Raw genomic sequence first — 13362 nt, forward strand, 5'->3', positions numbered from 1 at the left:
TAGCTTCTCATCTGACACATAGGTTTTGGCTATGAGCCTTACGCTCACGCAACTCCGCTATCTCATTGCCGTCGCCCGCCATGGCAGCGTTACCGGCGCGGCGCGGGCGATCAACATTTCGCAGCCGTCGATTTCAGTGGCCATCGACGCCATCGAAAGGGATTTCGGCCAGAAGCTGTTTGTGCGCCAGCGGGGAAGCGGCGTTTCGCTGACCTCGTTCGGCCGTGTCGTGGTAGCGAAGGCAAAGCAGGTCCTTGCCGAGACCGACGAACTCATGAGCCTGGGTTCGGGCAATTCAGCCATCGGTGGCGAGCTGGTGCTCGGCTGCTTCGAGGATCTGGCGCCCTTCTTCGCGCCGGGCCTCATCCGCGCCTTCTCCGAACGTCATCCAGCGGTCGCGGTTGTCGTCCGTGACGAGACGTTCGCGACGCTCGGGCGACGCCTGGCGGATGCTACCGTCGACCTCGGCCTCAGCTACGATCTCGGCCTGCCGTCGCATTTCGCCCGCATCCTGTTGCACGAGCTTCGGCCGCATGCGCTGCTGCCGGCGGGCCATGCGTTGGCGGGCCGCCCCGAGGTCAGCCTGGCGGATCTGGCCGCCTACCCGCTGATCACGACCGACCAGCCGCATAGCTGGCAGCATATGCTCGACCTGTTCCGCGGCCGTGGCCTGTCGCCGGTGGCCGACATGCGAACAAGTTCGTTCGAACTCCAGCGCAGCATGGTGGCCAACGGCTTCGGCGTCGCGGTCAGCTATACCCGCCCGCATGGCGACCGCAGCTATGACGGCTTGCGCCTCGTCTGCAAACCGCTGTCGGATCCGCTGCCCATGCAGCGCATCATTCTCACCCACGATACGCATCAGCGCGTGTCGAATGCGGCGCTGGCTTTCATCGCGGTGGCGAAAATCTGGTTTTCCACACGCGACATCTTCGCGTCGTGACGGTTGGCGGGCCGCCGCTCCTCCGCTTGCCGCTTGACGGTTTCCGCCACTGCTGCCACTCCATGCCAATGGAACCTGTCCAGTCAAAAGCGGCCCAGGGTCGCGTCGCCGATGCGCCGAACCGCCATTGGGTCTATCGCGTGCTGCCGCGCGCGATCTGGCCCTATGCGCAGCTGGCGCGGTGGGACAGGCCGATCGGCTGGCAATTGCTTTTGTGGCCATGCTGGTGGTCGGCCGCACTTGCGGCGAGCGCCTATCCGCGCCCAGGCGACCCGCTGCTCTCGCTGCTGCCGGCGCCCTTGTACCTTGTGCTCTTCCTGATTGGCGCCATCGCCATGCGTGGCGCCGGGTGCACCTATAACGACATTGTCGACCAGGACATCGATAACCAGGTCGAACGCACCCGCTCACGCCCGCTACCGTCCGGTCAGACCACGCGCCGGCGGGCCTGGCTGTTTCTTGTCCTGCAGGCCCTGGTCGGCCTGGCGGTTCTCCTGCAGTTCAACAGCTTTGCCATTCTGCTCGGCGTCTGCTCGCTGGCGATCGTCGCCGTCTATCCATTCATGAAGCGGATAACCAACTGGCCGCAACTGTTTCTCGGCCTCGCCTTTTCCTGGGGCGCGCTGATGGGGTGGGCGGTCGAGTTCGGTGATCTCGATGGCCCCGCCATCATGCTCTATATCGGTTCGATCCTGTGGGTGATCGGCTATGACACGATCTATGCCCACCAGGACAAGGAAGACGACGCCATTGTCGGCGTGCGTTCGACCGCGCGGCTGTTCGGCGACAACACCAAGGCATGGCTCGCGGGGCTCTATGGCGGCACGCTGATCTGCTTCGCCATCGCCTTCGCCTCGGCGCAAGCCCCGGTGGTGGCACTGGCGGGATTGATCGCCGCCGGCGCCCACATGGCGCGGCAGATCGCGGTTCTGGATATCGACGATCCAGACCAGTGCCTGCGGCTGTTTCGGTCGAACAACCAGGTCGGCTGGCTGATTTTCCTCGGCCTCATCGGCGGCGCGCTGTGGGTGACGCTGAAGCCGCTGGTGTAGCGGCTTATCCTTCTCCGTCTCTATACGAAGAGAAGGTGGCGGCAGCCGGATGAGGGGCAGCGCCGACCTTTGGAGGCGAGGCGAGGGTTCATCGACGAACCAGCGCACACGCAATTAAGGCCAAAAAATCATGCCAGCGCTGCCTCTCATCGCCCTGCCGGGCACTTCTCCCCGTATAGTGACGGGGAGAAGAACGCTAGTCTCTTGAAATGATCTCCTCGCCGCCGATCACCAGCCTGAGGCCGAGGTCACCGGCTCTGCGGCGGGCAAGGAAGCGGGGGCGGCGCATATTGGAAACGCGGCCCTTGCGGCGCTCCCGCGGCGGCAATGTCTTGATGGCGGCGCCGAGCGATTCTTCCAGGGTGCGGGCGACGCCATCGGATTCGATCAGCAGCATCGGCAGACGGTAGGCGTCGGCCCAGGCGCGCCAGTCGGCGGCGACGTCTTCGAGATCGTCGGCCACCAGCAGCGGCACCGACAGCATCGGATCGTTGTGCAGGAGTTCCAGGGTCACCGTGACATTGCCTTCCGGATCCTCCATCGCACGGGCGGCGACGCCGCGAAATGCATTGGCGGGCAGCACGATGATCGCCGGCAGGCCGCTCATCTCGAGCAGGCGGCGGATCACGGCGCCGCGCTGGTCGATGGTGAAGGTTACGTCGCCATAATCGTCGCGCGTGGCATAGCTCACCACCTGCGGCAGGCGGAATGGGTCGAGACGCATGTTGCGTCCCGCCCAGACTGGCTTCAGTCCAGTGTTCACGTTCATAGAGCGCCTTCCTGTCTGTCTCCTGAGAGCCGGTGTCCGGTTCTCTCCGGGCCAGTTTTCCCGGCCTCGTTATGGGGAAACAGTAGCGCCGGCTCCTTACCGCCGCGCTTAAGAAAGTCGGTTAAATTTTGCTGATCTCAGGGATGGTTATCGGAATGCCACCAGCCACAGGATGGTGAAAGGATCAGATAACCTTACCAGGATTCATGATGCCCGCCGGATCGAAGGCAGCCTTTACCCGGCGCATCAGATCGATGGCCATCGGCGGCGCGGTGGCGATCAGTTCGTCGCGCTTCAACTGACCGATGCCGTGCTCGGCCGAGATCGAACCGTGCAGGCTGCGCACCACGTCATGCACGGCCTTGTTCATCGCATGATAGAGCGCCAGGAACGCCTCGTCGTCGCCATCGACGGGCCGTGAAATGTTATAATGGAGGTTGCCGTCTCCCATATGGCCGAAACAGACCACGCGGGCGCCGGCGCTCACTGACGCCACGGCGCCGGCGGCCTCCCTTATGAAGCGCGGTATCGATGCGATCGGCACCGAAATGTCGTGCTTGATCGAAGCGCCTTCCGGCTTTTGTGCCTCGGGCAACAGCTCGCGAAAATCCCAGAAGGCATCGCCCTGCCCGAGGCTGGCGGCGATGACGGCATCGCCGACGAATTCCTGCTCTAGACCCGCCGAAAGCACATCCTCGATCAGCGCCCGAGAATCCTCCGCTGAGCGGCCGGACGATATCTGCATCAGCACGTACCAGGGCCAGTCTTCGGCCAGCGGCCGCACGACGCCCTGGGCGTGCGCAAGGGTAAAGTCATACGGGCGCTTGCCGATCAGTTCGAAGGCCGTGAGTGCGGCCCCGGCGCGGTCCATGGCCAGGCTGAACAGGGAAAGGGCGGCTTCGGGCGACGACAGGCCGACGAAGGCGACGTCCGTCCCCTTCGGCTTCGGGAACAGTTTGAGCACGGCGGCGGTGATGACACCGAGCGTGCCTTCGGCGCCGACGAACAGGTTCTTCAGGTCGTAGCCGGTGTTGTCCTTCTTCAGTTTGCGCAAATCGTCGAACACCTCGCCGGTCGGCAGCACCACCTCGACGCCGAGGCAGAGCTCGCGCGCATTGCCATAGGCCAGCACGCCGGTGCCGCCGGCATTGGACGACAGGTTGCCGCCGATCTGGCAGGAGCCTTGCGCGGCGAGCGACAGCGGAAACAGCCGGCCGGCGGCATCGGCCGCTTCCTGCAAGGTCTGCAGGATGACACCGGCCTCGACCGTGACCGTATTGGACAGGACATCGATCTCGCGGATGCGGTTCAGCCGCGACAGCGACAGGACGATCTCGCGACCGGATCTGTCCGGCACCTGCGCGCCGACCAGCCCGGTGTTGCCGCTTTGCGGCACGATCGGCGTTCCGGTCTCCGTCGCCAGCCGCATGATCCGGCTGACCTCGTCGACGCTGCCCGGCCGCAGCACCAGGGACGTCGCGCCGTGCCAGAGGCCGCGTCGCTCGATCAGATAAGGCGCGATGTCCTGCTGGTCGCGCAGCGCATATTTGTCGCCGACGATCGCCGCGAAACGATCGATGAGGGCGGGATCGAGTGTCTTTGCGGTTGCGGTCATCTGGGAAAACTACGTTGTGGGCTGTGCGTTGTCACGAGGAGCGGCGGCACGGGAGAGCCGGTCGTTGATGGCCTCGCCGAGCCCGTCAAAGGGAATTGGCTCGACGGCGATAATCCGCGCGCCGCTACGGTCCAAATCCTGCATGTAGGCAAAGAGATTGCTTGCCGCTTCACGCAGGTCACCTGACAGCGAGAGGTTGAGGAAAGCGGTCGCGCCGCGCCAGCCTTCCGCGCGCTGGTCGCCGAAGGCAAGCAACGCTTCTCCTTCACCAACCGTGCCGGCATTGAGCCGAACAGCCGCGCCCGGTGCGTAGTGCGAGGCAAGCATGCCCGGCGCCTCGACGCCGGCAATGCCGCCGCGCAGCAGCTCCATGCGGATGGCCGCCTCGATCTCGTCGGCGGCAATGCCGCCGGGCCGAAGCAGGCGCAACCTTTCGCCTTCGGCCTTGACGATGGTCGATTCCAGCCCGACCGGCGTGGCGCCACCATCGACCACCAGTTTGATGCGCCCGCCTAAATCCGCAGCCACCGCCTGCGCCGTCGTCGCGCTGATCTTGCCGGATGAGTTGGCGCTGGGCGCGGCAAGCGGTCGGCCAAGCCTGGCGATCAGGTCGCCGCCAAAACCTCTCGGCATGCGCACGGCGATCGTGTCGAGCCCGGCCGTGACCAGCGGATGAATGCCGTTGCCGGGGCGCTGTGGCAGTACCAGCGTCAGCGGACCCGGCCAGAAGGCAAGCGCGAGCTTCCTAGACAGCGGATCGAACGAGGCGATGCGCTCGGCCATCGCCATGTCGGCGACATGGGCGATCAGCGGATTGAAACGCGGCCGCCCCTTGGCTTCGAAAATGCGCGCCACGCCAATGCCGTTGGTGGCATCGCCGGCAAGCCCGTAGACGGTTTCCGTTGGGATGGCGACGACATCGCCGCTCTCGAGCAGCGCCAACGCCGGTTCCATCGCTTCGCCGACGGCAAGTATTTCAGCCACTCTCGTCACCTCGCGGATGCCGGCTGCGTAATACGACGGGGCCGCCGGGGCAAGCGGGCATTGGCAATTCATCAATTCCTAAAATGCTATCTTTCCACGAAAGCCGGCATCAATCGCCGAGTACTATCGTGCGGCTTCTGGGCAATGGGAGCTATGTCGGTGTCTGTTCGTATCTGGGGAGCGCTTGCCATCACTTTGGCCTCAATGGGTGGCGGGGCTCAGGCCTCGTCGCTGGTCTTTCCCGGTGCGCCGGCCTCGACACCCTCCATCCTTGCGCTGAAGGCGGCCGACGGCAAGGCGAGCGATGTTGTGTCCGTCGTTGTGCTTGGCGAGCCTGACGTCACCTACGAAAAGGTCGCGGCAATCCCCGGCAAGGCCGAGGCGAGGCACTCCTTCGCGCAGAGCCCGATGATCATTAGGGGCGGCGTCGTCGGCGGCGCTTTCTCGACACCCATGCAGGCCAAGGCGCCGGCCGCGGCAACGGCCCCAGCCACCCCAACCGCCCCCGCCACGGCGACAGCCTCGGCAGCCCCCGCGCCGGCAGCGCACGGGAAAGCAGCGGCACCGGCGGCAGCCGCGCCGCCTCCGCCAGCCCACCAGCCTGCTTCGGGAGCCGGCAAGGTCAAGTAGCGACCACGCAAACCGGACGGGCAAAATGCGCAGCGGCTTGACGGCGGTCTGGCGTCCTGCGCACCACTGTCCGGCGAATTTCTTCTAGAGTATCTTGCTGGCGGCCCTGCGGCTGATTTTCGCCAAGTGGCTCCAGCGGACGCAATTGCATCGTTCAAGGCAGAGGGGGTTGCTCATGAAAAATTCGAAGACCGTTACCGTGGCAGGGCTTCTGTTGGCGTCATTGCTTGGTGGCGTGGCCCAAGCGGACGACATGCTGGGATCCTATGTCGCGCGCATTTCTGATCGCGACCACCAGGCGAGCGACGGCTATGCGCTGGATGGCGCCGCGCAGATGGTGCGGCAAGACCGCGCCAACTGGCACAAATTCCATCGCCGCGACGGCGACGACGAGGGCGACGCCTGGTTTAGGACCAACGACCAGCGCGCCGACCTGCAGCGCATGCTGGAGCGCCCTGGCGCGATGAGTTCCTCGACCAAGCGCGCCATCGTCAATGGCGAGCCGCTGATCCAGGTCGACGTCTATGAAAACAGCGTGCGCGTCAGCATCCTGGAGAACTGATCAAATCAATTTGGGAAGACGGCGGAAGGGCGGCGCGAAAGCGCCGCCCTCGAGAACCTGTTAACTGAAAATCAGGCTGCTTCTTCCTTGTCGTCGTCGTCTTCGGACTCGCCGTCTTCGGATTCTTCGGCGTCATCGCCTTCGGCCTTCACGGTGTCATCGGCGTCGTCTTCGTCAGACTCTTCGCCGTCTTCATCGTCGCCTTCCTCGTCATCGCCATCTCCGTCTTCGTCAGACAGATCAGCGGCTTCGACCGTGATCGCAGCGGCGTGATCGAGGGCGGTTTCGGAAGCGGATTCAAGCGGCTCGGCAGGAGCCGAGGTTTCTTCTGTCACTTCGATTTCGTGATCGGAATTCATGGAAGCCTCCGTTGGGATGGGGAACACGCCCCTTTTGCCACGGAGAGATCATCCTCATATGACTGTAAGCCGGCTCGAAGGGCCGGCCGGAACATATTTTTCCCGGGGCCTGCGGCCCCTCTATCCCGGCGTGATCTCAGGACAAACGGAAACCGTTTGTCCGAGAAAATCGGTGCCGACTTTTCGAAAAGTGCTTCTCAACCAGCGATTTTCGAGAAATCCGCGACCTGACCGGTAGCCGTGCGAATGCGCGCGAGCAGCGCCAGTCGGTTGGCACGCACGGACAGGTCCTCATCATTTACGAGAACATGCTCAAAGAAGGAATCAACGGGTTCACGCAACACGCTAAGCGCCAGCATGGCAGCCGAAAAGTCTTGGTTTTGAATTGCTTCGCCGGCTTGCTTCTCGGCCTGATTCACCGCGGCAAACAGCGACTTCTCCGCATCTTGCCGGAACAACGCCGGCTCAACGGTTTCGGCGACGGCCGTTTTCTTCTTCTCCTCGGCGGCCAGAATGTTGGCGGCACGCTTGGTGCCGGCGAGCAAATTCTTGCCGTCCTCGGTGTCAAGGAAAGAGCCAAGCGCCTCGACGCGGCGCACGATCTGCAGCAGGTCATCGGATTGAGGCGTGATCACCGCGTCGATGAGATCGTGCCGGGCGCCCTGGTCGCGAAGGTAGACTTTCAGGCGGTCGTGGAAGAAGGCGAGGAGGTCGCGGTGAGGGTTGGCAAAATCAAAAACCGGCCCCTTGATCTCAATGTGATACCGTGAGCCATCTTCTTCAGATTTTGAATCTTCGAACTTCTCAAGATCGAATTGCCTACGCGCAAATCTGATCGCTCTTTCCAACAACTCGCGATCGACCTGCTCCACCTGATCGTCCTCGATCGATTCGATAATGTTGTCGAAATCATCGCGGTAAAAATCATCGGAAGTCAGATCGTCAACTATAGACACTTTCGGTCGATAGCTGGGTTCTATAACCTCGTACACCGGCAATTGCAGAAGTGGATATCGAATCCCGTTCTCAATCAAAATTCTCACCACCCCGAGCGCCGCCCTTCGCAACGCGTACGGATCCTTGGATCCCGTCGGCTTCTCGTTGATTGTCCAGAAACCGACCAGCGTGTCGAGCTTGTCGGCCAGCGCCACAGCGATCGATACCGGATCGGTCGGCACACGATCGGACGGGCCCTGCGGTTTGTAATGCTCCTCGATCGCTGCGGCGACCGAGGAATGCTCGCCTTGCAGCAGCGCGTATTTGCGGCCCATGGCGCCCTGCAGCTCGGGAAATTCGCCGACGATTTCGGTAGTGAGATCGGCCTTGGCCAGAACGGCAGCGCGACCTGCAGGCAAACGATCGGCGCCAACGACCGGCGCCAATTCTTCCGCCAATCGCTTGATGCGCCCCACCCGCTCGCCCTGCGTGCCCAGCTTGGCATGGAAGGTCACATTGAGATGGTCGAGCCGCGCCATGCGCTGGTCGAGCGGCTTCTTCAGATCGAGGCCGAATTTTTCGGCAGATGCCCGGAGCTGGTCGAGATCGGGCAGGTCGCCCTGGTCGGTCGTCCAGAAATAAAGCGCGTCGGACAGGCGAGCGCGCACCACCTTGCCGTTGCCGTGGGCGATCTCCTTGCCGCCGTCCTTCGCCTCGATGTTGGCGGTGAGGATGAAGCGGTTGGAAAGCGCCTCGCTTTCCCCCTGCGGCCGCGTGACAAAACACTTCTGGTTGGCGCGGATGGTCAACCGGATCACTTCCGCCGGAATGGCAAGGAAAGCCTGCTCGAACTCGCCCATCAGCACGACAGGCCACTCGACCAGCCCGGACACTTCTTCAAGCAGCCCCTCATCCTCGACCAGGTCGAGCCCGTTGGCGAAGGCGAGGTTGCGGGCGTCGGCGAGGATGATCTCCTTGCGACGGTCGGCGTCGAGCACGACCTTGCCCGCCTCCAGCTTGCCCACATAATCGTCGAAGCGGCGCACGGTGATTTCGCCGGGCGCGAGGAAACGGTGGCCGTAGGTGATGTTGCCCGAACGGATGCCGTCGATCTCGAAATCGACCACCACCGGCTCCTCGGTCTCGGGGCCGAAGGTGCACAGGATCGACTGCAGCGGGCGCACCCAGCGCAGCGAGCCCGGTTTGGCCGAGGCCGGTCCCCAGCGCATCGACTTCGGCCACGGAAAATCGCGGACGAGGTCAGGCACCAGTCCGGCGATGATCTCTTCGGCCGCCCTGCCCGGCTTCGAAATATGGGCGACGTAGAAGTCGCCCTTCTTCGGGTCGGAATGGACATGCGCCTCGGCGATCGAAGACAGGCCGGCCTTGCGCAGGAAGCCCTGGAGCGCCTGTTCTGGCGCCGATGTCGACGGACCCTTGATTTCCTCGTGAATGTCTTTTGAGCGTGCGGTGAGCCCGCGTATATCGAGCGTCAGGCGCCGGGGCGTCCAATACTCACGCGCCGCCTCATAGGTGAGACCCGCCTCGACCAGACCGTCGGTCAGCATCTTCTTCAAATCGCCCGCCGCCTTGCGCTGCATGCGGGCAGGAATTTCCTCGGAACGAAGTTCAAGAAGCAGGTCAGGCATCGGGGTCAGCTCATGCGGGAGAGTGGTCCGGGCGGGGCATAGCAACTCGGCTGGCCGCTGTCACCCTTTCCATAAATTTCAATAGGCCTGTCGGGACGAGCCGAACCCGCCCGTCCTTGGATCAAAGATTTCCATGAACCGAAAGCTGCGCTGAAGCGACCCACGCTCAGACAGGGAACTATTGGCTGAACGACAATGAAAACGGCATCCAGACTTCTTCAGATCCTTGCGCTCAGCGCCTGCTTCACCGCGCAGGCCCACGGCGCCTTCTCGATGCCGGGCGTGCGGCAGGCGCTAAGGACAATGGCTGGTCCGAGCGGCCAGATCCTGCCGCCGATCAATGCTTCCCTCGAAATGACCGAGGGCGCTTGATGCTCAGGCCGCCAATCCACCGGCCTGCGTCTTCAAGAACGCCTCGCCGCAGGCTTTCGCCAGATTGCGCACACGCAGAATGTAGCTCTGGCGCTCGGTGACAGAGATCACGCCACGCGCGTCCAGCAAATTGAAGACATGGCTGGCCTTGATGCACTGGTCATAGGCCGGGAAGACCATCTTGTGCATCGGCAGATTGTCGTTCGAGGCCGGCGCGCCGGCCTCGAGCAGCGCCTTGCACTCGGCCTCGGCGTCCTCGAAATGCCTGAGCAGCATCGCCGTGTCGGCGTATTCGAAATTGTGGCGCGAATATTCCTGCTCGGCCTGCAGGAACACATCGCCATAGGTCACCTTGTCGGCGCCCTCGCGGCCGTTGAAGTTGAGGTCGTAGACATTGTCGACGCCCTGCACATACATGGCCAGGCGCTCCAGGCCGTAGGTGAGTTCCCCCGCCACCGGCGCGCATTCGATGCCGCAGACCTGCTGGAAATAGGTAAACTGCGACACCTCCATGCCGTCGCACCAGCATTCCCAGCCAAGCCCCCAGGCGCCCAAAGTCGGGCTTTCCCAATCGTCCTCGACGAAGCGTATGTCGTGCAGCAGAGGATCGACGCCGATCGCCGCAAGCGAGCCGAGGTAAAGCTCCTGCAGGTTCGGTGGATTGGGCTTCAGGATCACCTGGTACTGGTAATAGTGCTGCAGCCGGTTGGGATTCTCGCCATAGCGGCCGTCCTTGGGACGGCGCGAAGGCTGGACGTAGGCGGCGTTCCAGCCCCTGGGCCCTAGCGCGCGCAACGTCGTTGCCGGGTGAAAGGTGCCGGCGCCGACCTCCATGTCATAGGGCTGGAGGATGACGCAGCCATAAGCCGCCCAGTAATTGTGCAAAGTGAGGATCAGCCCCTGGAATGAGCGGCTGGGATGCATATGGGCTGGGATTTCAATCGTCACGGTGGCCTCGGCGACACAGGCTAGCTTGCGGCCACGTCCTAGAGACACGGCGGCGAAGCGTCAAGCAAGGCGCGCGCCCGCGACCTTTGCAGGACCGGTCGAAAGCTTTGCGAGCGGCTGGCCCATTGCCGGACGTGGCGACCTGCGCTCTCTTCGAAGCCCTGTATCACCTATGTCAACGACGACAGGTCAAGCCATGTCCAACCCCGTCACCATCCGCCCCGTCACGCGCCAGGATTTCGACCGATGGCTGCCGCTGTGGGACGGCTACAACGCTTTCTATGGCCGTTCGGGCGAGACGGCGCTGGCAAGCGACATCACGGCAATGACGTGGTCCCGCTTCTTCGACGCCTATGAGCCAGTGCATGCGCTGGTCGCGGAAAACGAAGGCGAGTTGCTTGGCCTCGTCCACTACCTGTTCCACCGCAGCACGACGGCAATCGCGCCGAACTGCTATCTGCAGGATCTTTTCACCAACGAAGCCTCGCGCGGCAAAGGCGTCGGCCGGGCGCTGATCGAAGGCGTCTACGAGCGCGCCCAGGAGGCCGGTTCCGGCCGAGTATACTGGCTGACGCATGAAACCAATCACACCGCCATGAAGCTATATGACAAGGTCGGCGAACGCTCTGGCTTCGTCGTCTATCGAAAGATGTTCTGAGCGCGTTCTGAGCAGACGGACATCAAAACGAAAACGGGGCTCCGAGAGCCCCGTTCGGATTCCAAAAAGGCGTTTCACCCCTTCGGGGCGGGAACCGGCTCCGGCTTGACCTTCGGGGTCTCCTGCGCCGTGTTGGACTCGATCGGCGGCAGGCCCTTCATCAGCTTCTGTTGCAAGGAGGCAAGCACGTCGGGATCCGGCTTCAGGTCGCGGGCCTGGTTCCATTGGAAGGTGGCTTCCAGCTTGCGGCCGACGCGCCAGTAGGCATCGCCGAGATGGTCGTTCAGAACCGGATCTTCCGGCTTCAGCGAGACCGCGCGTTCCATTTCGCGCACCGCGTCATCGAACCGGCCGAGGCGGAAATAAGCCCAACCCAGGGAATCGACGATATAGCCGTCGCTCGGCCTTAGATCGACGGCCTTCTGGATCATCTCCAGGCCTTCCTTCAGGTTGGTGTTCATGTCGACCCAGGAATAGCCGAGATAGTTCAGCACCTGCGGCTGGTCTGGCTGCAATTCCAGCGCCTTGCGGAAATTCGGCTCGGCCTTCGGCCATTCCTTCAGCCGCTCATAGGCGATGCCGCGCTGGTAGAAGATGTTCCAGTTGGCGGCGGTCGGTGTCTTCAGCACCTCGACGGCCTTGTCGTAGAGATTGGCGGCGGAGCGGAAATCCTCCTTCGAGGAGTAGACACCGCCGAGCGCCAGATAGGCGCGCATGTCGTTAGGATGGGCCTCGACGAAGGCCTTCAAATGCGTGATCGCCTCGTCATGGCGGTCGAGATCGGCAAGGTTGAGGCCAAGCTGCAGGTCTGAAATCTCCTTCAGCGGCGAAGAGTCGGGGATGCGCCGATAGAGCGCGATGGCGCCCTCGCCGTTCTTCAGCTGTTCGGCAACGGCGGCGAGTTGCACGAGGGCAGCGTCGCTGTCGGGCTTCAGGGCCAAGGCATATTGCAAATAGAGGCGCACGAATGGCTCGCCGCCGCCACGGTTGAGCGCGGTGGCAAGATCGAGCAGGATTTCGGAAGCACCGTCGGACGGACCGGACACGAAGGGCGCGATCTTATCGCCCTTGCTGATCCTGTCGCGCAAGGCGACGATTTCCAGCTTGCCCGGCGAGAACGCCTCGGCCTGGTCGAGAACCGACATCGCCTTGGCCTTGTCGCCCTTACGGGCCAGGAACGAGGCATAGGCCTGCGCATTGCGCATCCAGGTTTCAGGCGCCGCACCGCCGGCGGTGGTGTCCTGCATCGTCGCGGCATAGATAGCCTCGGCCTTTTCAGGCATACCAGACGCATCGGCGATCAGGGCGCGGTGGAAGGATTTGAACAGGCCAAACCAGTCAGGCCCCTGCAGCTTGTCGATCGAAGCCATCCCTTCGCTGGCCTGGCCGGCACCTTGCTCGGCCCAGCCGGACATGACGCCGGAGATCAGCCGGTCGAGATCGGATTCCAGCGACAGCTTGAGCCAGTACTGCGCCTTGGTGAAATCCTTCTTGTGGAAGGTGTCGACCGCCAGCGCCAGGCGCGAGAAGCGTTCGACATCGGGCACTTCCTTGAGCTTGTCGGCATAGACCAGCGATTCGTCGAAGCGGCCTTGAGCGATCAGCGACAGCATCAAACTCTGCTGCAGGGCTGTGTCTCCAGGATTGAAGGCCAGGGCCTGCTTGTAATAGGCGATGGCGCTGTCGAGGTCGTTGTCGCCCTCGGCGATCCTGGCAGCCAGATAGGCGCCCGAGAACGACGAGATCTTGACCGGTTCGGTGGATTGCTTGGCATAGGCCGGCAATGCCGAAATCGCCATGCCCGTCACAATTGCCAGCCTTGTCAGCCAGCGCGCACGTCCTTGCTGCATCATATCCCTTTCAGCCAGGCGCCATCTCCGCGTCA

At 63.1% G+C, this 13362-nt stretch carries 13 protein-coding genes; 6 read left to right on the forward strand and 7 right to left on the reverse strand.

Annotated elements, in window-relative coordinates:
* Positions 1-31: 31 nt before the first annotated feature.
* Positions 32-943 carry a LysR family transcriptional regulator gene (locus tag LB557_RS09825; RefSeq protein ID WP_224643975.1) on the forward strand — a complete coding sequence of 304 codons (912 nt, stop codon included), beginning with the start codon at positions 32-34 and terminating at the stop codon, positions 941-943.
* A 68-nt stretch (positions 944-1011) separates the two neighbouring features.
* A complete protein-coding gene (gene ubiA / locus LB557_RS09830; protein WP_181171270.1) occupies positions 1012-1995 on the forward strand; it encodes a 4-hydroxybenzoate octaprenyltransferase in 984 nt (327 codons plus the stop codon).
* 196 nt (positions 1996-2191) lie between these two features.
* Here the strand turns inward: ubiA and LB557_RS09835 are convergent, their stop codons facing one another.
* From LB557_RS09835 to LB557_RS09845, 3 genes are all read right to left on the reverse strand, one after another.
* Positions 2192-2758, reverse strand: a complete 567-nt coding sequence (locus tag LB557_RS09835; RefSeq protein WP_041163896.1) for a DUF6101 family protein — start codon at positions 2756-2758, stop codon at positions 2192-2194.
* A gap of 190 nt (positions 2759-2948) precedes the next feature.
* On the reverse strand, positions 2949-4379 hold the full coding sequence (locus tag LB557_RS09840; RefSeq protein WP_224643974.1) for an FAD-binding oxidoreductase: 1431 nt from the start codon (positions 4377-4379) through the stop codon (positions 2949-2951).
* A gap of 9 nt (positions 4380-4388) precedes the next feature.
* Complete coding sequence (locus LB557_RS09845) at positions 4389-5363, reverse strand: L-threonylcarbamoyladenylate synthase (protein ID WP_224643973.1); 975 nt, start codon at positions 5361-5363, stop codon at positions 4389-4391.
* 153 nt (positions 5364-5516) lie between these two features.
* On the opposite strand from LB557_RS09845, the gene LB557_RS09850 reads away from it, so the two are divergent.
* Both LB557_RS09850 and LB557_RS09855 read left to right on the forward strand, forming a co-directional pair.
* Positions 5517-5993 carry a hypothetical protein gene (locus tag LB557_RS09850; protein WP_224622699.1) on the forward strand — a complete coding sequence of 159 codons (477 nt, stop codon included), beginning with the start codon at positions 5517-5519 and terminating at the stop codon, positions 5991-5993.
* Between the two features lie 175 nt (positions 5994-6168).
* Positions 6169-6555, forward strand: a complete 387-nt coding sequence (locus tag LB557_RS09855; protein ID WP_015318834.1) for a hypothetical protein — start codon at positions 6169-6171, stop codon at positions 6553-6555.
* Positions 6556-6626: 71 nt separating this feature from the next.
* Here LB557_RS09855 and LB557_RS09860 read toward each other — a convergent pair whose 3' ends face one another.
* The gene (locus tag LB557_RS09860) at positions 6627-6914 is read right to left on the reverse strand and encodes a hypothetical protein (protein ID WP_015318835.1); all 288 of its coding nucleotides are present in this window, start codon (positions 6912-6914) and stop codon (positions 6627-6629) included.
* A gap of 197 nt (positions 6915-7111) precedes the next feature.
* Positions 7112-9499 (reverse strand): glycine--tRNA ligase subunit beta, encoded by a 2388-nt coding sequence (glyS, locus tag LB557_RS09865; RefSeq protein ID WP_224642965.1) that lies wholly within the window; start codon positions 9497-9499, stop codon positions 7112-7114.
* Positions 9500-9694: 195 nt separating this feature from the next.
* Between glyS and LB557_RS09870 the strand changes: the two genes are divergently transcribed.
* Complete coding sequence (locus tag LB557_RS09870) at positions 9695-9871, forward strand: hypothetical protein (protein ID WP_181166353.1); 177 nt, start codon at positions 9695-9697, stop codon at positions 9869-9871.
* A gap of 3 nt (positions 9872-9874) precedes the next feature.
* Here LB557_RS09870 and LB557_RS09875 read toward each other — a convergent pair whose 3' ends face one another.
* Positions 9875-10819 (reverse strand): glycine--tRNA ligase subunit alpha, encoded by a 945-nt coding sequence (locus LB557_RS09875; RefSeq protein ID WP_140617319.1) that lies wholly within the window; start codon positions 10817-10819, stop codon positions 9875-9877.
* Between the two features lie 196 nt (positions 10820-11015).
* Here LB557_RS09875 and LB557_RS09880 point away from each other — a divergent pair, with 196 nt between their 5' ends.
* A complete protein-coding gene (locus tag LB557_RS09880; protein WP_224642966.1) occupies positions 11016-11477 on the forward strand; it encodes a GNAT family N-acetyltransferase in 462 nt (153 codons plus the stop codon).
* 74 nt (positions 11478-11551) lie between these two features.
* Here LB557_RS09880 and LB557_RS09885 read toward each other — a convergent pair whose 3' ends face one another.
* Positions 11552-13327, reverse strand: coding sequence for a tetratricopeptide repeat protein (locus LB557_RS09885; protein WP_224642967.1), 1776 nt, complete (start codon positions 13325-13327; stop codon positions 11552-11554).
* Positions 13328-13362 lie beyond the last annotated feature (35 nt).

Origin of the sequence: Mesorhizobium sp. BR115XR7A (assembly GCF_020165315.1) — a bacterium.
Classification (GTDB): Bacteria; Pseudomonadota; Alphaproteobacteria; order Rhizobiales; family Rhizobiaceae; genus Mesorhizobium; species Mesorhizobium australicum.

Excerpts from the sequence above, each read along its gene's own strand:
- LB557_RS09825 (WP_224643975.1), top strand. The coding sequence starts at position 32 with ATGAGCCTTACGCTCACGCAACTCCGCTATCTCATTGCCGTCGCCCGC.
- ubiA (WP_181171270.1), top strand. The coding sequence starts at position 1,012 with ATGGAACCTGTCCAGTCAAAAGCGGCCCAGGGTCGCGTCGCCGATGCG.
- LB557_RS09840 (WP_224643974.1), bottom strand. The coding sequence starts at position 4,379 with ATGACCGCAACCGCAAAGACACTCGATCCCGCCCTCATCGATCGTTTC.
- LB557_RS09850 (WP_224622699.1), top strand. The coding sequence starts at position 5,517 with ATGTCGGTGTCTGTTCGTATCTGGGGAGCGCTTGCCATCACTTTGGCC.
- LB557_RS09855 (WP_015318834.1), top strand. The coding sequence starts at position 6,169 with ATGAAAAATTCGAAGACCGTTACCGTGGCAGGGCTTCTGTTGGCGTCA.
- LB557_RS09860 (WP_015318835.1), bottom strand. The coding sequence starts at position 6,914 with ATGAATTCCGATCACGAAATCGAAGTGACAGAAGAAACCTCGGCTCCT.
- glyS (WP_224642965.1), bottom strand. The coding sequence starts at position 9,499 with ATGCCTGACCTGCTTCTTGAACTTCGTTCCGAGGAAATTCCTGCCCGC.
- LB557_RS09870 (WP_181166353.1), top strand. The coding sequence starts at position 9,695 with ATGAAAACGGCATCCAGACTTCTTCAGATCCTTGCGCTCAGCGCCTGC.
- LB557_RS09880 (WP_224642966.1), top strand. The coding sequence starts at position 11,016 with ATGTCCAACCCCGTCACCATCCGCCCCGTCACGCGCCAGGATTTCGAC.
- LB557_RS09885 (WP_224642967.1), bottom strand. The coding sequence starts at position 13,327 with ATGCAGCAAGGACGTGCGCGCTGGCTGACAAGGCTGGCAATTGTGACG.